Source organism: Rhodococcus sp. H29-C3 (genome assembly GCF_030063405.1).
Taxonomy (GTDB): Bacteria; Actinomycetota; Actinomycetes; order Mycobacteriales; family Mycobacteriaceae; genus Rhodococcoides.
This window is the reverse complement of record NZ_JASITC010000003.1, coordinates 601,058-626,810: the sequence shown is the minus strand read 5'-3', so window position 1 is coordinate 626,810 and position 25,753 is coordinate 601,058. Positions and strand designations below refer to the sequence as shown.

Annotated in this window: 5 protein-coding genes; all 5 read right to left on the bottom strand. The window is 62.2% G+C overall.

Annotated elements, in window-relative coordinates; translation table 11 throughout:
* Positions 1–20,853, bottom strand: a complete 20,853-nt coding sequence (locus QMK32_RS10185) for a non-ribosomal peptide synthase/polyketide synthase (RefSeq protein ID WP_283474696.1) — start codon at positions 20,851–20,853, stop codon at positions 1–3.
* Between the two features lie 359 nt (positions 20,854–21,212).
* A complete protein-coding gene (locus QMK32_RS10180; protein ID WP_283474694.1) occupies positions 21,213–21,638 on the bottom strand; it encodes a PPOX class F420-dependent oxidoreductase in 426 nt (141 codons plus the stop codon).
* Positions 21,639–21,647: 9 nt separating this feature from the next.
* A complete protein-coding gene (locus tag QMK32_RS10175) occupies positions 21,648–22,262 on the bottom strand; it encodes a TetR/AcrR family transcriptional regulator (RefSeq protein WP_283474693.1) in 615 nt (204 codons plus the stop codon).
* A complete protein-coding gene (locus QMK32_RS10170; protein ID WP_283474692.1) occupies positions 22,259–23,716 on the bottom strand; it encodes an amidohydrolase in 1,458 nt (485 codons plus the stop codon). The genes QMK32_RS10175 and QMK32_RS10170 overlap by 4 nt, the downstream gene beginning before the upstream one ends.
* A 73-nt stretch (positions 23,717–23,789) precedes the next feature.
* Positions 23,790–25,730 carry an acetoacetate--CoA ligase gene (locus QMK32_RS10165; protein ID WP_283474690.1) on the bottom strand — a complete coding sequence of 647 codons (1,941 nt, stop codon included), beginning with the start codon at positions 25,728–25,730 and terminating at the stop codon, positions 23,790–23,792.
* Between the last annotated feature and the right edge of the window lie 23 nt (positions 25,731–25,753).

Below are 25,753 nucleotides of genomic sequence, written 5' to 3'. Positions count from 1 at the left end.
TCACTGCATGGTGACACCGGGTCCTCCCGGATCGGCGACGAAAGCCTGGGCGTCACTGATCAGTGACGCAACCGTTGCGGCGAAGCCATCGGCACCCAGTGCAGGCAATATTCCTGGTAGAAGGCCTGTCAGCGCCACCGACAGAACCGCCTCTGGTTTCAGTGCTCCCCCGGTCGATTTCGAGACGGCCGACAGTTTCTCGTCGAGTTGCCCGAAGGTGACGCTCGTTCCGGCGTGGGACAACGCAATGGACGATGCGGCAATTGCGGCGGCGGCCGAGACCAATTCGGGCAGGTCGTCGATCGTCTTCGGTTTGGGTGCAGGCCCTGCACGTTCGGCCTCGGACCGCATGTCCACCGCCCGAATGACACTGCTGGGGTCTGACGTGAGGAGGTCGAGCACGCGGGTGAAACGCTGCGCGAACAATTCGATCGTCTTCGACTCGAACAACGACGTGGCGTAGTTGAACACGGCGTCGATCCCGGTCAGATCTCCCGACTCGTCGAAACGTTCGACCGCCGTCAGTTGCAGGTCGACCTTGGCCTGCTCCAGTCCGCTCTCCAAAGCCGACACCTTCAGGCCCGGCAAGGCGAACGTGCCAGTGGCAAGGTTCTGGAAGGTCAACATGACCTGGAACAGAGGACTGTAGGCGGCCGAGCGCTTGTGACCTGCCACTTCGACGACCCGCTCGAAAGGGACATCGGCGTGAGCGAACGCGGACAGATCGGTTTCTCGTACTTCGGTCAGCAGATCGGCAAAGGTCGTGCTCGGCGAGACTTTCGTCCGGAGCACCAGCGTGTTGACGAACATGCCGACGAGGTCGTCCAGCGCGGCATCGCCACGTCCCGCCACTGGGGTTCCCACGGTGATGTCTTGATCACCGCTCAGCTTCGACAACAGCACCGCCAAAGCGCCGTGCACAACCATGAAGACCGTCGCATTGTGTTCGCGAGCAGCTTTTTGTACACGCGCTGCTATGTCGGACGGGACCGTGAACTCGGAGCGGCCACCACGCAAGGATGCTCGGGCAGGGCGCGGAAAGTCGGTCGGCAACGCGATCTGCTCGGGTGCGCCGACCAGAGCCTCGGCCCAGTAGTCGATCTGCTTGGACAACACACTGTCCGGATCGTCCTCGGATCCGAGGACCTCCCGCTGCCACAACGCGTAATCGGCATACTGCACAGGCAGTTCCGTCCACAGCGGCGCATCGCCGGCCGTCCGAGCGATGTAGGCAGTCATGACGTCCCTGATCAGCGGGCGCATGGAGAAGCCGTCGGCGCTGATGTGATGGGCAACGAAGACCAAGACGAACTCCGACTCGTTCGTCTCGCTGATCGAAAAGAGCTCGGCTCGAACGGGCACTTGCGCCGCGACATCGAAACCGGCGGTGACGACGTCTCCGACGACAACCGGTACCTCGGCGGCCGAGATTTTGCGAACCTCGAGAACTGGTAGGACTTCGGACATCGGAACCACGGATTGGACAGGGCCGTGATCGGTATCCGGATACCGCGTACGCAGTATCTCGTGCCGACGGAACAGGTCGCCCACTGCAGCTCGCAACGCCGTGACATCCAACGCGCCGGTGAGTCTGATGGCTACTGGAATGTTGTAGGCGTCGGACGTTCGATCCACTTGATTGAGGGTCCACATGCGCTGCTGGGCCAACGACAGCGAAACGGACTCCGGACGAGGGCGTGCGATCAGAGGCACACGCGCTCCCTGCCCGACGTGCGACTCCACCCGCGCTGCCAACGCACCGACCGTCGGCGCCTCGAATACCGCGCGCACCGGGATCGACGCATTCAGTGCGGCCCCGAGCCGAGCCACGAGCTGAGTTGCGACCAGCGAATTGCCACCGAGAGCGAAAAAGTCGTCGTCGAGTCCGACGCGAGCAACCCCTAGAAGCTCGGAGTACACCCGCGCCACGATCTGTTCGACTGGATCGGTCGGAGCGCGGAACTCGGTCGATTCGAAGACGGGAGCGGGGAGGGCCGCCCTGTCGAGCTTGCCGTTAGCGTTGAGCGGTAAGGACGTCAGCACGACGAAGTGTGACGGCACCATGTACGACGGCAAGGACGTACCCAACGCTGTCCGTACCTCGTCGATGTCAATCGTTCGGGATTCGGAAGGAACCAGATAACCCACGAGTCGATCCCCGGTGAGGGCGTCGGAGTGCAAGATCACCGCCGAATCGGCGAGCGTATCCAGCGCACGCATTGCCGCCTCGATCTCGCCGAGTTCGATCCGGAAGCCTCTGATCTTGACCTGGAAGTCGGAGCGGCCCGCGAAGACGAGTTCGCCGTGTACATCCCAGAATGCCAGGTCACCCGAACGATACAACCGTCCGCCATTGGGGTCGAAAGGATTGGCGACGAAGCGCTCCGCGGTCAGATCGGGACGGCCGAGATATCCCCGCGCAAGCTGCTTGCCCGAAAGATACAGCTCACCGATAGTTCCTGCCGGGACGGGGTGTAGCCGTGTGTCGAGCACGTACGCCTGTGTATTCCATTCCGGCCGACCGATCGGGACGCGCGCACTCTCATCGGGTCGTACTCGGTGCGAGGTCACCGACACCGCAGCCTCGGTGGGGCCGTACAGGTTGAACAAGGCACCGTCGTTGTGTTCGACGAAACGCCGAGCGGTATCTCCTGGCAGTGCCTCACCGATCGCGAGCACACGCTTCAACGAAGGAGGAAGGACGCCATCTCCGTCGACCATCAGCGCGGTCAGCATCGACGGCACGACATGGAGCGTGGTGATCGACTCTTTCCGAATGATGTCGTTGACTCGTGCAGGATCGCGGTGCTCGTCCGGTCCGGCGATGACGAGGGTGGCCCCTGACGTCGGGGCCGACCAGAACTCCCACACCGACAAGTCGAACGTTGCCGAGGTCTTCAACAGAATCGAATCCTGGGAACCGAGATCGAATTCCGTTCGCTTCCACATCAGCTGATTGGCGATCGCAGCGTGGGAAACGGCGACGCCCTTGGGGCGTCCGGTCGATCCCGAGGTGAAGATGACGTAGGCGGAGTTGCCTGCACGCAATGGTGCCGCCCGCTCCGCATCGGTGATCGGCGCATCCGAATGCACGGACAGATCGAGGCCTGCAATATCCGCCATCGGTATGTCGAGGACGGAGTGGTCCGAGAATCGCGAACCGTCACTCGACTTGGACAGCAGCAGTACCGGCCCAGCAGTCTCGAGAATGTACTCGACACGTTCGAGCGGCTGATCGGGATCGAGTGGCACATACGCACCACCCGTTTTCGCGACGGCGAACATCGCGACGACCAGATCGGCACTCCGACGTATCGCCAACGCTGTCAACGTCTCCGGTCCGACCCCGCGCGCGATCAGATACCGGGCCAATCTGTTGACCCTCGAATCGAATTCGTGGAATGTCCAGCGTTGATCGCCCTCGACAACCGCAGTCGAGTCCGGACGGATTGCGACCTGCTCGTCGAACAACGAGACCAACGTGGCTTCGCGGTGAACGGAGTGGTCGGTCGAATTCCATGATTCGAGTACGAGTTCGCGTTCGGCGATACCGAGTAAATCGATGTCCCCGATTCGTGCGTCGGGTCGTTCGACCACAGATTCGAGCAGCCGGACGAAACGTGTCGCGATCGTACTCACGGTCGTGTGGTCGAAGAGATCCTTCGCGTAGGTGAACTCTGCCGACATCCCTGCAGGCACTCCGCTCTCGGAATAGCGGTCCACCACGATCAGATGCAGATCGAACTGCGCCACACCGGATTCGATATCCAATGCTGCGATATCGAGACCCGGAAGCGCCACCTCGGTGACTCCCTGGTTCTGGAAGGAGAACCCGACCTGGAACAGCGGGTGCCGTGCAGTCGAACGGACAGGATTGAGAACTTCCACCAGCCGTTCGAACGGCACGTCCGCGTTTGCGAAGGCGCCGAGGTCTGCCTCACGGGCGCGGTCGATGAGTTCCGCGAAAGGCAGTGCGCCGTCCACGTGTGTCCGTAGCACCAGCGTGTTGACGAACATGCCGATCAGGTCGTCGAGCGCGCGATCACCGCGACCGGCGATCGGTGTGCCGACAGCGATGTCACCTGTGCCGGAGAGCCTCGAGAGTAATCCGGCGAAGGCCGCGTGTACCGCCATGAACAGGGTGCCGCCCTGCTTGCGTGCCAGATCGCGCAGACCTTCGTGCAGCTCGGCATCGATCTCGAACTCGACGCTGCCACCGGCGAAAGACTGCGTTGCCGGCCGCGCGCGATCGGACGGAAGGGTCAGCTCGTCCGGGAGGTCCGCGAGTGCGTCGGTCCAGTAGCTGATCTGCTGAGCCGCAGTCGAGTTCGCGTCCTCTTCGGAGCCGAGCACATCGCTCTGCCAAAGGCTGAAATCGGCATACTGCACCGGCAAGGGAGTCCAACCCGGCTCGGTGCCGGTCGCCCTCGCTGCGTATGCGGTCATCAGGTCGCGAGCCAGCGGACCGACCGATACCCCGTCGACACTGATGTGATGCGCAACCATCGCCAGCACGTGCTCGGTGGCACTGGTTCGGTAGAGCTCGATCCGCATCGGTACCTCTGTCGTCACATCGAACTGTGTCGACGCGAGCGAAGCGATCTGCTCGGACACCGCGTCGGGAGCGACATCTGATACCGGCAGTTCGGGAATCGACCGAGACGGGTGCAGAATCTTCTGCACCGGACCGTTCTCCGACTCCGGATACACGGTTCGAAGCGACTCATGACGAGAGATGAGATCGGCGACGGCCGCCCCGAGAGCTACTACATCCAGTTCTCCGGACAAGCGCAGCGCAAACGGAACGAGGTACGCCGTCGAGGTGGGGTCGAACCTGTTCAAGAACCACATACGACGCTGAGACAACGACAGTGGGATCTCGTTCGGGCGCGTGCGCGCGACCAGCGCTACTCTCCCGGACTTTCCGGACCGCTCGACCTCGAGCGCGAGCCTCTCCACTGTTCGTGACTCGAACAACGCACGCACCGGGACAACCGAATCGACCGCTGCACCGATCCTCGACACCACTCGCGTGGCGATCAGCGAGTTACCGCCGAGTTCGAAGAAGTCGTCATCGACACCGACTCGGTCGACGCCGAGCAAGTCGGCGAAAATCTCCGCGACGATCTCCTCGATCGGTGTAGTCGGCGCCTTGAACTCTCGAACCTCGAACACCGGTTCCGGCAACGCGCGACGGTCCAGCTTTCCGTTCACGGTCAACGGAATCTCGGACACCACGACGAAGGCCGACGGAATCATGTATTCAGGCAGCACAGCAGCCACTTCGGTACGGAGCTTCTGAACGTCGATGCTCGAACCCACGACCGGTACGAGGTAAGCAACCAACTGATGCGCGTCGTGCCGATCGGTTCGAAGCACGACGGCTACCTGGCCCACCGGATCCTGACTCGACAGCGCGGATTCGATTTCACCGAGCTCGATACGGAAGCCACGAATCTTGACCTGATCATCAGCACGACCGACGAACTCGAGATCACCATCGATGGTCCACCTCGCTACATCACCGGTGCGGTACATCAACGAACCAGAAGCGTGCGCCGCAGTATCGGAGAAGGGGTTGGCGAGGAAACGCGTTGCCGTCAGATCCGTTCGACCGAGGTACCCGCGAGCCAACGTCCCACCCGCAACATACATTTCGCCCGCAACACCAACCGGAACCGGCGCGAGCCGCGAATCGAGAACATAGACCCGTAGCCCTGGGATAGCCGCGCCCACTACCGATCCCGTAGCACTCGACACCAACTCGCGGTCGATCCGACGATGCGACACATGCACGGTCGTCTCGGTGATCCCGTACATGTTCACCAACTCGGGACCGTTCTCGCCGTGTCTATCGAACCAATCCGACAGTCGACGCAGTTCGAGCGCCTCACCACCGAAGATCACGTATCTGAGCTGCAAGCTCCCCTCACTGGCAGTGCTGACTCGGTCCACCTCTGCCAGCTGATAGAACGCCGACGGGGTCTGGTTCAGGACGGTGACGTTTTCACGAATCAACAGTTCACGGAACGCCTCCGGCGACCGTGAGGTGAAGTAGTCCACCACCACGAGCGTGCCGCCGTGAAGCAAGGGCCCCCACAGTTCCCACACCGAGAAGTCGAATGCGTACGAGTGGAACAGCGTCCACACATCACTGCTGTCGAACTCGAACAGCCCATCTGTGTTGGCCATCAAACGCGCAACCGCGACATGTGGGACTACTACGCCCTTGGGGCGACCCGTGGATCCCGAGGTGTAGATGACGTATGCAACATCCGTGGGACGAAGCGGACGAGGCCGCTCGACATCGTCCACCGCAGCGGAACCGAAAACCGACAAGTCCACGGCGTCGATCTCAACGCAGCCCAACCCTGCAGGCACTGAAAATTCTCGTCCCGACCAGGTCACCAATGCAGTCGGTGCAGCATCGGCCAAGACGTAGGCGATGCGGTCTGCCGGATTCGTCGGATCAACCGGTACGTACCCACCGCCGGCTTTGATCACAGCCAACAACGTGACGACGAGATCCACCGATCGTGGCAATGCCACAGCGACCAACGACTCCGGGCCGACCCCGGTCGACATCAGGTGACGTGCAAGGCGATTCGAGCGATCGTCGAGCTCTCGATAGCTCAATCGCTCCTCGCCGAACACCACCGCACACGACTGCGGCGACCGCAGGACCTGTTGGTCGAACATCTCGGCCAGCGTCGACACCGACGGATCGATCCCGTCGACACCCGCCCACGTCGACGTCACACGCACCCGTTCCTCGGCCCCGAGCAGATCGATCTCGCCGATCACGATGTGCTCGTCCTCGACAACCGCGTCGAGCACTCTCAGCAACCGAGCGCCGAACTCTTCCACCGTGGCTCGGTCGTAGAGATCTGTTGCGTAGGTCCAGAAAACTCGCAGACCGTCCGGGGTCCCGTCGACAGCCGCCGATTCGGTGACCGTCAATTGCAGATCCGCACGCGCGGTCGCCGCGTCGACATCCACCGGCGCGACGGTCAGCCCAGGTAGGTCGAATCCAGTCCGTCGGATGTTTTGGAACGCGAGCAATACCTGAACGAGCGGGTGACGGGCTTGCGAGCGCTCGGGATTGAGCACCTCCACCAGACGCTCGAACGGAATATCGGAATGCGCGAATGCAGCCAGGTCCACCTCACGCGCTGTCACGAGGAGTTCGCGGAAAGTACTCGCTGCGTCCACATCGGTGCGCAGGACCAGCGTGTTGACGAACATTCCGATCACATCGTCGAGAGCAGCATCGCCGCGACCCGCAATCGGTGTGCCGATCGCGATATCGTCCGTCGCCGACATACGGGCCAGCATGACGGCAACCGCGCTGTGAACGACCATGAACAACGACGCGTTGTTGTCCCTCGCGAGTGCTGAGAGTCGGCGATGTACATCGGCGGTGACGTCGAAAGACACCACGGCCCCGTGCCCCGAAGCCGTCTCGCCACGCGGACGGTCGGTCGGCAACGTCACCTCGTCAGGTAGCCCGGCGAGCGCGTCGCGCCAGAATGTCTCCTGCTGAGCGAGTAGCGAGCCTGGGTCGGATTCGGACCCCAACACCTCGCGCTGCCAGATGGCGAAGTCGGCGTAGTGGACCTCGAGCATCGGCCAGCCTGGCTCGTGACCCTCCGATCGGGCCACGTACGCCGTCATGACATCGCGGGCCAGCGGAGACATCGAGAATCCATCGGCCGCTATGTGGTGGGCTACGAACATCAGCACATGCTCATGGGCACCGATCCGAAAGAGCTGCGTTCGAAACGGAACATGCAGGGTGACATCGAATCCAGTCGCAGCCAACTCGTACATCCGCGTCGGCAGGTCATCCTCCGAAACGTCCACCGGTGTCAGATCGAGGGTGACCTCGCCCACGGACAGGATCTTCTGGTAGCCCGATCCATCGTGGTCCGGATAGACGGTACGCAACGACTCGTGACGGCTCGTCAGATCGCCTACCGCCGCAGCGAGCGCCGCGACATCCAAAGCTCCGGTCAGCCTGATTGCCGCCGGAATGTTGTTCACTGCCGACTCCGGATCGAATCGGTTGAGGAACCACATCCGTTGCTGTGCAAGGGACAAGGGGATCAACGCCGGACGATTCTGTGGACCGAGAGCCTTGCGGCCACCGGTCCCGGCCTTGCGCTCCACGCTGGCGGCCAGCGCACCGACCGTCGAATTCTCGAACAGCTCTCGCACTCCGACACTCGAGTCCAGCGCGGTCCCCAACCTCGAAACCAATTGCATGGCAACCAGTGAGTTCCCACCGAGCTCGAAGAAATCGTCGTCGAGACCAACCCTCGCCGTGCCCAGGACGTTCGTGAATACCTGAGCGACGATCTCCTCGATCGGTGTCACTGGTGCGCGGAACTGCACAACCTCGGCACTGGGCACCGGTAGGGCATGTCTGTCCAACTTCCCGCTTGCGTTGAGCGGGAATGCGTCCAACGTTACGAACACCGACGGCACCATGTAAGACGGCAGCGACATCTTCACTGCCGCACGAAGCGCCTCGGTATCAACGACGTGACCTGGCCGGGGCACGACGTAGGCGATGAGTCGGTCACCTGCGCGAGCATCGGAATGAACGACTACGACCGCGTCGTCGACGTTCTCGGCGCCCGCGCGAACGCTCGACTCGATCTCGCCGAGTTCTACACGTTGGCCTCGAAGCTTGACCTGGAAATCGCTCCGACCCACATACTCCAGTTCGCCGGCGGAATTCCAGCGTACGACGTCACCGGTTCGGTAGAGTCGAGCACCGTTCTCGCCGAAGGGATCTGCCACGAAACGCTCAGCTGTCAAGTCGGCCCGACTCGCGTATCCGCGAGCGAGCTGCACGCCGCCGATGTACAGCTCCCCCAGCACCCCGGCGGGCACCGAGTGCAACCGTTGATCCAGCACGTATGCGCGCGTGTTCCACAGCGGCACACCGATGGGAACGGTCTCGGTATCGACGTCGGTGACGGCGTGGAAGGTGACGTCGACTGCAGTCTCTGCAGGTCCGTACAGGTCGTGCAACTCGGCGCCAGGAAAGACCCGTCGAACCCGAGCTACGGCCGAAGGCGTGAAAGCCTCGCCGCCGACGAACAGCAGTCGGAGGGACCGGCAAGCGTCGGTATCGACATCGGTGACGTACACCGACAGCACAGAGGGTACGAAGTGCGCGAGTGTCACCTGTTCACGCTCGATGATGCGGGTGATCCGGCCCGGGTCACGATGCGCATCGTGGGGAGCGATCACCAGTGACGCGCCGTTCTCCAGTCCCCAGAAGAACTCCCATACGGACACGTCGAACGTCGCCGGCGTTTTCTGGATCAACACGTCGGCAGCAGTCAGCCGGTAGATCTCCTGGCGCCACAGCATCTGATTCACGATCGCGCGGTGACTGATCGAGACGCCCTTCGGCAAACCTGTCGATCCCGAAGTGAAGATGAGGTAGGCCGAATTGTCCGGTCGGAGTGGGCGCGTCCGGTCCGCGTCGGTGATCGCAGACGTCGACACATCATCGAGATCGAGCTTGTCGAACACACAGACCGGGGCATCCGCCGTGATCGAGTTCGCGGTGTCCTCGGTGGCGAGGACGAGAACTGGCCGAGCACTCGCCAGGATGTGCTCGTTACGCGAGGCGGGCTGATCAGGATCGAGGGGGACGTACGCTGCGCCTGATTTGATGATCGCGTACATGCCGATCAGCAGCTCGAACGAACGCCGCGCTACCAATGCCACGGTGGATTCGGGGCCGACACCTCGGCCCACCAAATACCGAGCGAGGGCGTTCGCTCGCGCATCGAACTCCGCGTAGGTAAGGACCGGCGACGGGGCATCGGTCTCCGACGCGAGCACCAGCGCAGGCGCATTCGGAGTACGCCCGACCTGCGCGTCGAACAAGGTAGCGAGAGTCTCGGTGTCGTCGACCGCATGCTCGGTATCGTTGACCGTGCGAACGAGCCGGTTGTACTCCTCCGGTTCCTGAAAATCGATGTCGCCCACGATAATTGCCGGATCGAGTTCGATCGCTCGCAAGATTCGCTGGAAGCGAGCGGCCATCGCCTCTACGGTGGCCGCGTCGAAGAGGTCGGTTGCGTAGGTGAAGAGGCAGGACAAGCCGGCGTCGGTTCCGTGCTCATCGGTCTTCTGACTGATGGTCAGCTGGAGATCGAACTTCGAACCCTTGGTTTCGAAGTCGACCATCGAGACCGACAGTCCTGGAAGCTCGAGGTCGGTCAGCTCCATGTTCTGGAACGAGAGCATCACCTGGAACAGCGGGTGTCGCGCTTGTGATCGAGCAGGGTTGAGCACCTCGACGAGTCGTTCGAACGGGACATCTGCGTTGGCGAAAGCCTGCAAGTCCGTCGTACGCGTAGCCGCGAGCACCTCATCGAAGCGTGCACGCATGTCCACCGGTGTGCGCAGAACCAGCGTGTTGACGAACATGCCGATCAGATCGTCGAGAGCGGACTCACCGCGTCCAGCCACCGGAGTTCCGACCACGATGTCCTCGGTCCCCGAGAGGCGGGCGAGCAGAACGGCAAAAGCCGAATGCATGACCATGAACAGCGAGGAGGCGTGGTGATGCGCAAGATCGGTCAGGACGTCCACGGTGGACTGCCCGACGAGGAAGCTCACGCCCGCACCCTGGTTCGATGCGACCGCGGGCCTCGGATGATCGACCGGCAGATCCAACTGAGCAGGTATTCCTGCGAGCGCGGACTTCCAGTAGTTCTGTTGCTGCGCCAACAGCGATTCCGGGTCACTCTCGTGCCCGAGCATGTCTCGCTGCCACAAGCTGTAATCCGCGTACTGAACCGGTAACGGCAACCAATTCGGTTGCACGCCTTCGGACCGGGCGATATAGGCAGTCATGATGTCGCGGGTCAGTGGGCCCATCGAAAAGCCATCGGTGGAGATGTGATGAACGACCAGCACCAGAAGATGTTCGGTCGGACTGATTTCGAACAGACGCGCACGTAACGGAAGTTCGACGGTGACGTCGAAACCAGTCGTCGCCACCTCTTCCAGAACCGAGAAAATGTCGTCCCCGGAGATCTCGATCGGCGCGAGATCTGGAATCACCTGGCTGGTGGGCAGTATCAACTGATGGCCGGACCCGTCGACCTCCGGGAAAATAGTGCGGAGGGACTCGTGCCGATCCAACACGTCCGCAACGGCCACATTGAGAGCCTGTCGGTCGAGCAGACCGGACAAGCGCACTGCCACAGGAATATTGTTGACCCCGGAAGCAGTATCGAATCTGTTGAGGAACCACATGCGCTGCTGGGCGAGCGAGAGGGGAACAAGTTCCGGGCGCACCTGCGGCACCAAAGGCCGACGGCGTCCGGCACCTGCCCGCTCGGCGAGTGCACGAGCCAAAGCGGCGACAGACGGATTCTCGAACAACGTACGGACGCCGATCTCGGCATCCAGGGCTGCGCCGAGCCGAGTCACGACACGCGTCGCGATCAAAGAGTTGCCGCCCAGTTCGAAGAAATCGTCGTCGAGTCCGACCTCGGTCGCGTCGAGTACCTCGGCGAAGACGCTCGCGACTGCCTGCTCCGTCGGCGAGACGGGTTCGCGGTACTCGCGCTGCACATACACCGGATCCGGAAGTGCTCGACGGTCGAGCTTGCCCGTCGCACCCAGAGGGAATTCTGTCAACGGCATGAACACGGACGGGACCATGTACTCGGCCAGCCGTGACGCCAACATCTCTCGTACCGGACGGAGGTCGGTGTCGGGAGCAGTGACCACATAGGCCACCAACTGCTCGCCGCGCACCGAGACAGCCGCCTGCTGGATCGAGGTGTTCTCGAGTAGCACAGCTTCGATCTCACCGAGCTCGATGCGCAGACCCCTGAGCTTGACCTGCGAATCGCTGCGACCGATGTACTCCAGTTCACCGCCGCGATTCCACCGCACGACGTCACCGGTTCGGTACATCCGATTTCCGGACTGCGCGAAAGGATTTGCGACGAAGCGGTCGGCCGAGAGGTCTGGGCGACCGACGTATCCACGGGCCAACTGGGCACCCGCGAGATAGAGCTCACCAGCGACACCCACCGGCACGGGCGACAGGCGCGCGTCGAGCACGAACACCGAGGTGTTCCACACGGGCATACCGATCGGCATCACTACTGTGTCGACGTCGCTGACCGGGTGGTAAGTAACGTCGACCGCGGCCTCGGTTGGACCGTACAGATTGTGCAAGGCGACACGGGGCAACGCTCGACGCAACGACTGTGCGGTCGTCGGAGCGAGCGCTTCACCAGATGCGAACACCAGACGCAACGAACTACCCGCGGCTCGGCGGACCTCGACCTCCGGCACGAACACCGCCAGCATCGACGGCACGAAGTGCGCGACGGAAACCTGCTCGCGCTGAACGAGCTCCAGGAGATAAGCGGCATCTCGATGGCCGTCGGGCGCGGCAACGACCACCGAGGCACCGTTCTGCAGAGCCCAGAAGAACTCCCACACCGAGACGTCGAACGTAGACGGAGTTTTCTGGAGCACGACGTCGGCCGCGTCGATCGGGTATTCGTTCTGCATCCACAGCAAACGATTCACGATGGCCGAATGCGCCACCGCGACACCCTTCGGTCGGCCTGTCGAACCAGAGGTGAAGATCACGTATGCCGTGTTCGATTCCCGTAGCGGGCACAGCCGGTCATCGTCCGAGACGAGCGCGTTCGAATACCCGTCGACGTTCAGGTCATCGATGTCGATGACGTCGATGACGTCGAGATCCAGGTGATCCCGCGTCGTGGACAACACACAGACAGGGGACGCGGTGGCAATGATGTACTCGTTGCGCTCGGTCGGCTGCGTCGGATCGATCGGTACGTATCCGGCCCCTGCTTTGACGATGGCGTACATGCCGACCAGCAGCTCCACACTGCGGCCGATTGCAAGCCCCACCAACATGTCCGGGCCTACGCCGATCGAGATCAGATGCCGCGCAAGGCGATTGACTCGCGAATCGAATTCCGAGTAGGTGAGAGTCTCGTCCTCGTACACCAGCGCCGATGCCTCAGGTGTGGCCTCGACCTGGCGATCGAACAGATCCACCAGTGTCAGACCGGGAGCGATATCGTGCCGAGTCCTGTTCCACGTCGATACGACTCGCTTGCGTTCACCGATGTCCAGCAGATCGATGTCACCTACCGCGACCGAGGAATCTGCCACGACCGCTTCGAGAACGCGAACGAATCGAGACGCGAAACTGCGCACAGTTTCCGCATCGAAAAGATCTATCGCGTAGGTGAATTCGGCGGACATGCCCTGCCCACGACCGTCGTCTCCGATCGACTCGACGACGTTGAGCTGCAGATCGAACTTGGCGACCTCCGCATCGAGAGCAACGCTGTCCACGGAAAGACCGGGCAGATCGACGTGGGTTCGAGTGAGGTTCTCGAAGGACAGCATCACCTGAAAAAGCGGATGCCGCGCCTGCGAACGTGTCGGATTGAGCACCTCTACGAGGCGCTCGAAGGGCAGGTCGGCGTGACCGAATGCGCCCAACGCGACTTCCCGCGCGCGACCGATCTGCTCCGAGAACGATGTCGAAGCGTCGACGTCGGTGCGGAGCACCAAGGTGTTGACGAACATCCCGACCACATCGTCGAGCGCGGCGTCCCCGCGGCCGGCAACGGGAGTACCGATGGCAATATCGCTCGTCCCGGACAATCTCGAGAGCAAAACGGCAAGGGCGCCGTGCACGACCATGAACAGGGACGCATTGTGGGCAAGCGCCAGAAGCGACAGTTCACGATGCATGTGGGCAGGGATTTCGAAACGAACCGAGGAACCCTTGTAGGACTGACGACTAGGCCGCGGATGGTCGGTCGGCAGATCGAGCTGATCCGGTAGCCCTGCAAGCATGTCGGCCCAGTAGTGGACCTGGCTCGAGATAAGCGACGTCGAATCCTTCTCCGAACCGAGAACCGACCGCTGCCACAAACTGTAGTCGGCGTACTGAACGGCCAGCGGCAACCATGCTGGATGCTCCCATGCCGTCCGAGCGGCGTAGGCGATCATGATGTCGCGAGCGAGGGGCCCCATCGACCAGCCGTCGGCCGATATATGGTGCACCACCATCGCGACCACATGTTCGCGCGGCCCGATCTCGAACAGTCGGGCTTGGATGGGGACGTTCACCGTCACGTCGAACGTGGTGGAAGCCAGCGCGAAGACCTGTCGCTGGATGTCCGCTGCCGACGTCTGAATCGGCATGAGACTAGGGACCGTCTGGGCCGCGTCGAGGATGCATTGTCTCGGGCCGTCGACGGTGTCCGGGTAGACGGTCCGCAACGACTCGTGTCGATCGATTACATCCATGATGGCAACTTGAAGTGCCGCCACGTCCAGCTCGCCGGTCAGTCTCAGCGCGAACGGAATATTGTAAGCAGTGGAATCGGTGTCGAATCGATTGAGAAACCACATCCGTTGCTGTGCCAACGACAGTGGTACCTGGTCGGGACGGGTCGAGGCGACCAACGGGATGCGCCCGCCTTCGCCCGCTGCCTGCTCCACCCGTACTGCGAGAAGCGCTACCGAAGATGCCTCGAACACCATGCGTACGGGAACACTTGCATCCAGAGCGACGCCCAGCCGAGAGACCACCTGAGTTGCCAGTAGCGAGTTGCCGCCGAGTTCGAAGAAGTCGTCGTCGAGGCCGACGACGGGGACGCCGAGAACATCACTGAACACTGTCGCAACAGTTTCCTCGATCGGTGTCGTCGGGGCACGGAACTGACGAAAGCTGATGCCGAGTTCCGGTTCCGGAAGCGCCCGGCGATCCAGTTTGCCGATCGGTGTCAACGGAACCTCGTCGAGAACGACGATCACCGAAGGCACCATGTAGTTCGGCAGCAGGTGTCCCACGTGCTTCGAGAGTTCGTCCTTGTCGATACCCACCGAACCGTGCACATACGACACGAGAGCCGTTTGACCCGACTGCATTTCGCGTCCGAGTGTCGCTGCGAAGGTGACCGCTGGGAACGTCTCGAGCGCTGCGTCGATCTCCCCGAGCTCGATACGGAAGCCGCGAACCTTCACCTGGAAGTCCGAGCGCCCCACGTACTCGATGGCAAAGTCTTTCGTCCATCGAACGATGTCGCCGGTGCGGTACATTCGCGTCCCCGCGTTGCTGTACGGGTCGGCGACGAACCGATCCGAAGTCAATCCTGCACGCTTGTAATAGCCACGTGCGACGGCGTCGCCCGACAGATAGAGCTCACCTGCAACACCGGCAGGGACCGGCTGCAGGCGGGAGTCCAGAATCAGGGCGCCGACACCAGGTACGGGCCTACCTACCGTGATCGGCTCGCCGACGAACAGTTCACCGCGCGTCGATACGATCGTTGTTTCGGTCGGTCCGTAGGCGTTGAAGAAGCGGCGGCCCGGTGCCCAACGCGCGATCAGATCGGCCGCGGATGCCTCACCACCGACGGACAACAATTCCAGGTCGTCGAGGCCGACCGGGTCGACGGAGCCGAGCACGGCCGGCGTGATGATCGCATGTGTGACAGCAACATCGGCAAGAAGTCGATGAAGTTCGGGGCCACCGATGATCGACGGCGGAGCCACGACCAGAGTTGCTCCAGCCGAGGCAGTGAGTGCCCATTCGAGAACAGATGGGTCGAAGCTCGGGGAGATCACGTGCAGGAACCGCGACGCAGGCGTCACCCGATAGAGGTCTACCGACTGGTCGATCAGACCGGACAGGCCTCGATGGGTGACACTGACACCCTTGGGCAGGCCGGTAGAGCCGGAGGTGTAGATGATGTACGCGGGGTGGTCCAGGCGAAGTGGCGCGGTCCGATCCTCGTCGGACACACCGTCGGCCGGATAGCCGGCGACAGCTTCCTCGAACTCGGCGTTGTCGATTGCCCACCACTCGCACGTGCCGGGTAGTTCGTCGACGCGAGTCGACGAGGTGATCCCTACGAGGGCCCCTGAGTCCGAGAGCATGTGCCGCACCCGGTCGGTGGGGTATTCGGGATCGACGGGAACCCACGCGGCACCAGCTTTCGCCACTGCCCACATCGAGATGACCATCTCCAGAGAGCGCGGAAATGCCAGTGCGACAACGGACTCCGGACCCACGCCTCGATCGATCAGGTACCGAGCATATCGATCGGTGAGCTCGTCGAGTTCTCGGTACGTCACCGTCTCCACAGACGTGTGCACCGCGATGCCGTCCGGGTTGACAGCCACACCGGCCGCCAAGAATTCTGGCAGAAGTCGTCGCGATTCGACGCGGCCACCGTGAATGGTCGTCAACGTCTCGGACTCGTCCGGAGCCAGAATATCGATGACGCCCAACGGGACCGATGCATCTGCAACGATGGCCTCGAGAATGCGCAGGAACCTGTCGGCGAATCCCTCGATCGTCGAGGCGTCGAAGAGGTCGGTGGCGTACTCGAAGGTGGCTTCGATTCGTCCCGGCTCCCCGGAATCGTCCTGATGCTCGGTGAGCCAGAGCTGAAGGTCGAATTTCGCGATCGGAACATCGAGTTCCTGTGCGGTCACTTGCAGACCGCCGAAGCTGAGCTCGCTCACACGCGCTTTTTCCAGGGAGAGCGCAACCTGGAACAGCGGGTGCCGGGCAGTCGATCGAGCAGGATTGAGCACCTCGACGAGTCGCTCGAAGGGGATGTCTGCGTGCGCGAACGCCGATAGGTTGGTGTTGCGTACCTGATCGAGTAGATCGTCGAACGAATCGTGGGGCTCCACCCGAGCACGAAGGACCAGCGTATTGACGAACATGCCGATGATGTCGTCGAGCTGCTCATGGGCTCTGCCTGCAATCGGCGCGCCGATCGCAATGTCGGTGGTACCGCTCAGCCTCGACAGCAACACCGCGTACGCGGCCTGCACGACCATGAAGAGCGAAGCTTGGTGCGCGCGCGCCACAGTGGTGAGACCGCGATGGATGCGGGCGTCGATGGTGAAGCGGCTCTTTGCTCCGCCGTTCGTCGCTACCGACGGACGGGGGCGATCCGATGGAAGGTCGAGCTGATCGGGTAGCTCGTCCAAGGCCTGGACCCAGAATTCGATCTGCTGAGCGGACAGCGAAGCGCTGTCGCTTTCGAGTCCGAGGAGTCGACGTTGCCACAACGCGTAGTCCGCATACTGGATCGGCAGCGGCGCCCACGCGGGTGCCCGTCCGTTCGACCGGGCCTCGTATGCAGCCATCATGTCGCGGGCGAGTGGACCGAACGAAGACCCGTCCGCCGCGATGTGATGCAACACCATGGCGAGCACGTACTCGGAATCGGAGATCTTGAACAGTGCGATCCGGATCGGTGCAGCGACTGCGACGTCGAATCCGCCGCGAGCGAACTCCACCAATTCGGTGACCAACGAAGTCTCGTCGACGGATGCGGCCGAGAGTTCCGACAAGACGTCCTCGGTCCGCAAAATCAATTGTTGTGGGGCATCGTCGACCTGCGGGTAGACCGTCCTCAGCGTTTCGTGACGAGCGACCACGTCCGCAAATGCCTGGGACAGCGCCACTTCGTTCACGTCGCCGGTCAGTCGCACCATGAACGGGAGATTGTATGCAGCAGTATCCGGGTCGAACCGGTTGAGGAACCACATACGTTGCTGGGCAAGGGACAGGGGCAGAACATCCGGCCGAGGACCGGCAGTCAGTGGTGGGCCTGCGGATCCCTGTTCTATCGCTGTCTCGGCGCGCGATGCGAGCGCACCGACCGTCGGCGCTTCGAACAACTCTCGGACACCGAGACGGATTCCGAGGGCAGTTCCTACCCGCGTGACGAGTTGCGTTGCGATCAGCGAGTTACCGCCCAGTTCGAAGAAGTCCTCATCGAGACCGACGTGCGATGCGCCGAGGACGTCTTCGAAGACACCTGCGACCACGTACTCCACTCGCGTCTGCGGAGCTCGGTATTTCTTGGCACTGCTGAACACCGGCTCCGGCAACGCTTTTCGATCGAGCTTACCGCTCGTATTAAGCGGTAGTGCGTCGAGAACGACGATCGCGGAAGGCACCATGTACGACGGAAGTGATCGGGACGCGAACTCGGCCCCCTCGGCTGCGTCGAGCGTAGCGCCTGGACCGGGTACCACGTAGGCGACAAGTTGCTCGCCGGTCGCAGTGGGAACGACGAGTGCCACGGCCTGCGAGATGGACTGGTGTGCGAGAAGAACCGTCTCGATTTCACCGAGCTCGATGCGCTGCCCACGAAATTTGACCTGAAAGTCGGTCCGTCCGATGTAGTCGATGGTGCCGTCCGCGCGCCAACGCACGAGGTCGCCGGTGCGGTACATCCGCTCCCCCGCGCTCCCGAAAGGGTTGGCGACGAAGCGGTCCGAGCTCAAATCGGGCCGGCCGACGTATCCACGAGCCAACTGCACGCCCGCCAAATAGAGCTCGCCGCTTTCTCCGATCGGGCTGGGCCGGAGTAGGCCGTCGAGTACCAAAGCCCTGGTGTTCCATTCGGGAACTCCGATGGGAACAGTTCTTTCGTCCTGTACACCACTTTCGTAGTACGTCACCGAGACTGCCGCTTCGGTGGGACCGTACAAGTTGTGCAACCCGGCATCGGTCAGCTCACGAAATGCTGCTGCTGTTTCCACCGGCAACGCCTCACCGATGACGAACACATGCCGCAACGACCCGCATGTTCCGATCGGTGCGTTCGCGACGAACACCGTGAGCATCGACGGCACGAAGTCGGTGACGGTAACACTGTGTTCGGCGATCTTGTCCGCGACGTAGACCGAGTCCCGATGTCCGTCGGGAGTGGCCAGCACCATGGTGGCACCGACCTGGAGTGGCAGGAAGAAGCCCCACAGTGAGACGTCGAACGTCGTTGCCGTCTTCTGCAGGTAGACGTCGGTGGCGTCGAGTGCGTACTCCGAGCGCATCCACTGGAGTTGGTTGTCGATCGCCGCGTGAGTGACGGCGACGCCCTTGGGTCGGCCAGTGGAGCCCGAGGTGTAGATCACGTATGCGGTGTTGTCGAGTCGCAGCGGGGAGAGGAGATCGCGCTCTTGAACGCGTGCAGAATTCAGCGCTGCGTAGTCGAGAAGGTCGACCTGCACCGTGTCGGTGCCGTCCGGGAGTTCCACGCCGTCGCGCGAGACGACGAGAACGCACAATGGTTGCGCAGAGTCGAGAATGTATGCGGTGCGATCGGCGGGATGATCCGGATCGAGCGGTACCCATGCGCCTCCGGCTTCGACGATCGCGTACATCGCAACGATCAGGTCGAGTGATCGACGAATGGACAATCCGACCAGTGTCTCCGGGCCTACACCCTTGGCGATCAGCATTCTGGCAAGACCGCTCACGCGTGAACCGAGTTCGCCGTAGGTGAGCGACAAGCCTTCGTAGACGAGCGCTGTGCTCTCTGGATCGAGGTCGACGCGGGCATGGAAGTCCGACAGAAGTGTCCGCTGGACAAGCTCGTGTTCTGTCTCGTTCCAGATCTCCAGTACAGAGGATCTCTCGTCTGCGGTGGCAAGCTCGAGGTCCCATACTCGAGCGCTAGGCCCTGCCGCGACGAACCGGTCGAGGAAGTCGATGAAGCGTGCGTGATTGCGTGCCGATTCTTCGGAGTCGTACAGGTTCGGATTCGACTCGAAATCGACGTGAGTCGTGCTGCCAGCGACGCTCTGATAGAGGTTGAGCCCGAAATCCTCGATCAAACCGGTGGACAGGATGTTGATTCCGCCGACCATCGAACCGAAGCGCAACTCACTGAAGAACAGCATGATATTGACCCAGGGTCCGAAGAACGACGCCTGCCCGCCGGCACCACCGGCGTCACGGCGGATATCTTCATGGCGGTAACGCTGGTGCCTGAGGGCACCGGTCACTTCGGTCCCGATGCGTGCCAGAAGTTCCTCGACCGTGGTGTCTCGCGACACGTCGAGGCGCAGCGGTACGACGTTGGAGACCATTCCACCCGAGCGGCGCAGTACTGCCGTGGTGCGGGCGGTGACCGGCAGACTCAGGACGACGTCCTCGCGTCCCGTCATCTGGGCCAGGTAGGCAGCGAACGCGCTGATCACCACACTCGCCAGCGTTGAACCCGTCGCAGTGGTCAAGTCCTCGATCCGCGCGGCGTGCAACGCCGACAACGCCGTGGTGTCGATCTGGCTGACAGGTGCGGGCGCCGCACTACGTCCGGCCAGGCTCGTCACGGTCTCGATCCCCGCTACTCGATCCGCCCAGTACTCGCGGTCGGTCTCGAAGCGCGTCGAGTCCCGATATGCAACGTCGAGGTCGTAGACCTTGGTCAGGTCCGAGGACAGATTCTTCTTCGGCTCGGTGCCGTTCGCGGCCGCAGTGTAAAGCTCCGCGACACGATTCATGAACGTGACCGCACCGAATCCGTCGAGCACGACATGATGGACGCGCTCGTACCAGAAAAAGAGGTCGTCTTCGAGGTGCAGCACCGTCGCGGCGATCAACCGGTCGGTGAGCATGTCTATCGGAGCGCTGTAGTCGGCTCGCATCCACGCGTGCGCTACTGCTCGTGGGTTGTCCTCACCGCGTAGGTCGAGGTATCCGAGTTCGTCGTCGAGGGTGGGATCGACGAATTGCCGCGGTTCTGCATCGACTTCGACGATACGAACGAACCCGGACTGCATCTCGAGCGCAGCTTCGGACGACACTCGCTGCAGAAGGTCGATGTCGAGAGCACCACGTAGTTCGACGTACTGCGCGATGTTTGCGGGAACGGACGGATCGACGTGTTGCGCGAACCACATCCCGAGCTGAGCAGGAGAGAGCGGAAACGACGACGCGCGGGCCCCCTGCGCATCCTGACCTGATCCTGCCGAACCTAGCGGGTCCAATCGAAACCTCTCTTTCCCACAATCACACGCCCCTGATCGACTTCTGAGTGCAGCGGACGATCAAGCACCGAATACAACAATCTCATTCTTCGTTGCGCAGTCGAAAAGAACGCACACCGATCAGAGCCAAGTTACCTTGCAGTACATCTCCGAATCCGGTTGCGATCGTTACATCTGCTTACTGATCCGCTGGGCCCCCGCCAGCAACATCTATACGGTCGGCCGAACGCTCGGCAGTGTGCACGAGCCGACGATCTGAGATCACGCCGCTGTTCTTCTTTCCTGAATTCGGCACCGGTCCAATCTACAGTGCTGCCGACGATCGACTCCAACTCGGCGAAGCCTGTGCGAACACCCGCTCAGGAGGTCATGTCCAGTGACGCGATGACCTTGGTCGGATGAATACGAACCACCAGTTCACCGGGCACCCCGTTGCGCTTGCCGAACTCTGCGGCGCGGTCGGCTCCCATGTATCGGGCCCCGATCTCGGTGGCTGTACGCACAAGGTCTTCCGGCTCCTCGGACGTCGTGGCGATTCCTTGGATCTGCACGAATCCGTAGGGCGGCACTTCGAGGTCCACCGACAACGCGACACGCGGGTCACGTGCGATCGCGCGCCCCTTCGCCGTATCGGCACCAGTGTTGAACACGATCGTCTCGTCCGCGAGAACGAACCAGATCGGCACCACCAGTGGCCGCCCGTCCGCCGCGACGTAGCCGAGCTTGCCGGTTCTCGTGCCGTAACCGAGAAAATCACGAACCTCACTATCCGCCAGTGTTGTCATCTCGCGAGACTATCGAGTACCACCGACAATTCTCCGTGCGATGGTCGAATACACTGCTGCAAGTTCTGGCGCCGAGAGTGGACCGTCGGGCCGATACCATCCTGCGATTCCGACACACAGTGTCGTCACCGCCCGAGAGGCATCCTTCGGATGCCCGGTGTCGAAATCGCCCGACGCGACGCCGTCGTGGACGATCGTGTCGAGCATGCGCTGTTGCTCGTCGCGTTGGCCGATGTACTCACTGCGGTTGCCGGCTTCGAGGCTGCGGATCTCGGTCGATCCGATGAACGCCTGATCCCGGCGATACATATGGAACAGGAGCAACGAAGTGACGACGGCATCGAACCGGGCGCTGGGCGAGGTCCCAGCTTCTGCTTCCGCGACCCTCGATCGTTGGAGCAAATCGGCCATGGCGGCCTTCATCAGCCCCACCAGCAGGGCCTGCTTCGACGGAAAATGGTGATACAACCCTGGTACGGAGAGTCCAGCGCGAGCTGCGATCTCACGCACCGAAGCCCCGTGGTAACCCTGCTCGACGAACGCGGCGAGGGCCGCAGCCAGCGGCGCGGAGAGCACCGAGCCCTCGTAGATGCGCCAACTACCTCGCTCCGCATCTCCACTCATAGTGGACCAGCCTGCTCGAATGTGACCTTTCCTGCGCGGACAGTGGCCAGAATCGGATCCGCGCGCAGGTCGCGGTTTCCCAGATTCGCGGGGTGTTCGGCCAGTATCACCAGATCCGCCACATCCCCGACTCCGACCGATCGGCGGCCACCGCAGGCCGCGGCCAAGGCGACGTCCAGCGGTAGCGCCTCCTCGACCTGCCACGGCCGGCGATCGTCGTCGGTACGCCACACGGCATCAGCGACGGCATCGAGCGGCGACGGCGGGCTGACCGGGGCGTCGGAGCCGAACAGCAGATCCACGCCCGCGCGATGTAGCGAGGCATACGGATACGAGATCGAGGCTCGACCACGCCACAGTTCATCCGCGACGTCACGGTCGCTCATTGCATGTTGAGGCTGGATGGATGCTGAGACGCCTGCCGCGGCGAACCGCTGCACGTCGGCCGGCAGGACCTGTTGAGCATGCTCGATCCGCCCACCAACTCCGATGGCCTCGAATGCGTCGAGTGCGAGTGAGTTCGCGCGGTCACCGATAGCGTGAACAGCCGGCTGGATCCCGCCTTCGGATGCCTGCCTCATCAGTGCGCGAAGGTCTGTGGGTGTCTCGAGAAGTAGGCCGGTTCCGGACCCATCGGGATACGCCTCGTGACAGCATGCGGTTCGGGTGTTCAGTGAACCGTCGAACATCACTTTCAGCGGGCCGAGAGAAAGATGCCGCCCGTCACCGATGCGATCGCCGGTCCTCGCGCCGACGTACAACTCGTGTTCGAGCCATTCCGGCCACACCGCGATGGACACGTCGACGGACGACTGTCCGACCTCGGCGCGACGCAGCCAGACAGCTCTATTGTCCGCGTACTCGAAATCGGTCACGGCGGTGATGCCTCGTCGAGCCAATTCGGCGGTGGCGTCGAGGACGCTGCGATCACCTTGCTCGGTATCGGCCAACCGGTCGAGAGCACCGAGACCTTCCATGCAGTCGTGATCGCGCAATATCCCCGTCGGATGATCGATGGACAGTTCGTCCAGAAGTGCCGGACTGAGCCACAGCGTGTGCAAATCCATGCTCGTTATCGCCACGAGGCGGTCCGGTAGGGCCCTCTGCAGCACATCCTTGTGTGGCACGTCGGGCCACAGCGCGTCGCGAAAACCTTGGGCGCGCAAGATCCCATGACCGTGCCGTTCCTCGGAGCGCGTAAGGATGTCCGCGACGGCAGCGGCAGAATCTACGTCCGAGACATCGATCCGCGTCGACGATGCGGTCCACTGCGTCAGATGCACGTGATTGTCCACGAAACTGGGCAACAACGCCCCTCCTCGACCGTCGACAATCTCGCCCTCTGTAGCGCGCGATGCCACCCCGGCCCGGATCACCTCGGAGATCCGACCACCAACCGTCTGCACTTCGAAGGTCGGGCCGCCCGCGGCGAGAACCACGTTTCTGATCAGCACCTCCGGACTCTAGAACACTCGTGCCGTGAAAGCGTGGGCCGGCCGAGTGGGAGTCTCCGAAGAAGGTGAAGCATCAGCGATTGCGATCTCGTCCACGTTCGACGAACCAATCCACCAGATCCGGTGCATCGACGGCCGAGCGGTCGAGAATGCGTGCGGCGTCATCGCCCTGAAAGATTCGTTTGAGCGGAACCTCGAGCTTCTTCCCCGTCCTGGTGTGTGGGATTCCGGGAGCGGCGATGATCTCGTCGGGTACATGCCGAGGTGATGCCTGCTCCTTGATGACCGCCTTGATCCGTCCCCGTAGCGGCTCATCGAGTTCGACACCCTCGGCCAGCACTACGAACAACGGCATCCAATAACTACCGTCATCGAATTCGACACCGAGGACGAGGGATTCGACCACTTCGGGTAAGGATTCGACGGCCTGGTAGATGTCGGCACTACCCATTCGAATACCGTTGCGGTTCAACGTCGAATCGGAACGCCCGTGAACGATGACGCTGCCATGCTCGGTGACGGTAATCCAGTCTCCGTGACGCCACACTCCGTCGAAGGTATCGAAGTACGCGTCGTGATAGCGCGATCCGTCCTCGTCGTTCCAGAACCGACTGGGCATCGACGGCATCGGCTCGGTGATGACGAGTTCGCCTACCTCGCCGGTTACCGAGCGACCCTGGTTGTCGTACGCGGCCAACGCGACGCCGAGGTACGGGGCCGACAGTTCACCCGGCCATACCGGCACCGTACGCACCCCACCTGCGAACGCCGAGACGACATCGGTCCCACCGGAGATCGAGAATACCGGGACGTCACGGCTGATGTTGTCCGCCAACCAGATCGACGATGTGGCCGGTAGCGAAGACCCGGTGATGCCGATCGCCCGCAGCGCACCGAGGTCGTGATCTTCACCGGGGTGTGAACCCGCCTTGATGCAGGACAGCACGTACCCCGGGCTGGTTCCCAGGAAGGTGACCTTCTGTGCAGAAGCGATTTTCCACAGCGCATCGGCTGTCGGGAAACCCGGGCTACCGGACGCAGTCACGATGGTGGCACCGATGAGGAGTCCTGCCACCTGAAAATTCCACATCATCCAACTGGGGCTCGTGTACCAGAAGAACGTGTCGTTCGGTCCGATATCCGATTGCAGCCCAACGGACTTGAGATGTTCGAGCAGCACTCCACCATGGCTGTGCACGATCCCCTTGGGCAATCCCGTGGTACCCGAGGAGAACACTATCCACAGCGGGTGGTCGAAAGGAACGGCAACGCTGGTCCACACGCGCTCGCCGGCAGTGGCCTCGTCCCATGTGATGGATCCTGCAGTGACATGCGTGCCGACCTGGACGACGAGATCGACCGTCGGCAAGTTCTCGAGCAGCGCGCTCACGTCCGCAGTCTTGTCGTGGTATTTGCCGCCGTAGGAATATCCATCGGCACTGATCAGCACCCTCGGATCCAGTTGTCCCAAGCGATCCGATGCGGCAGATGCGGAGTAGTCCTGTCCACAGGCCGACCACACCGCACCGATGCTTGCCACCGCAAGAAACGCGATGACGGTCTCGGGAATGTTGGGAAGGTAGCCGACGACGCGGTCTCCCTTCGCTACGCCTCGTGACTTCAACGTCTCGGCCAGCGATGCTGCCTGCCGAGCCAACTCATGCCAGGAGAGTCTGGTGACCGTTCCGTCCTCGTGTGCGTGCAGGATCGCAGGCCGATCGGTTCGGACGTGCCGCTCGACCTGGTCGACGTAGTTCAGGGTCGCACCGGTGAACCACTGTGCCCCTGGCATGTCGGTCGATTCGAGAGTTGCGATGGGTTGATCGGCGGCGATGATCTCGAAGTAGTCCCATACCGCGCGCCAGAAATCGGGGAGATTCTCGGTGGACCATGCCCACAGCGATCGATAGTCGGTCAGGTCGAGAACGTGTCGCCGTTGCACGTAGCGTTGAAAGTCCGTGATGCGAGCATTTTCGATGTCCTCGGTCGACGGCGTCCACTGCGTATCGGTCATATGATCCAGTATTCCCGACGGCG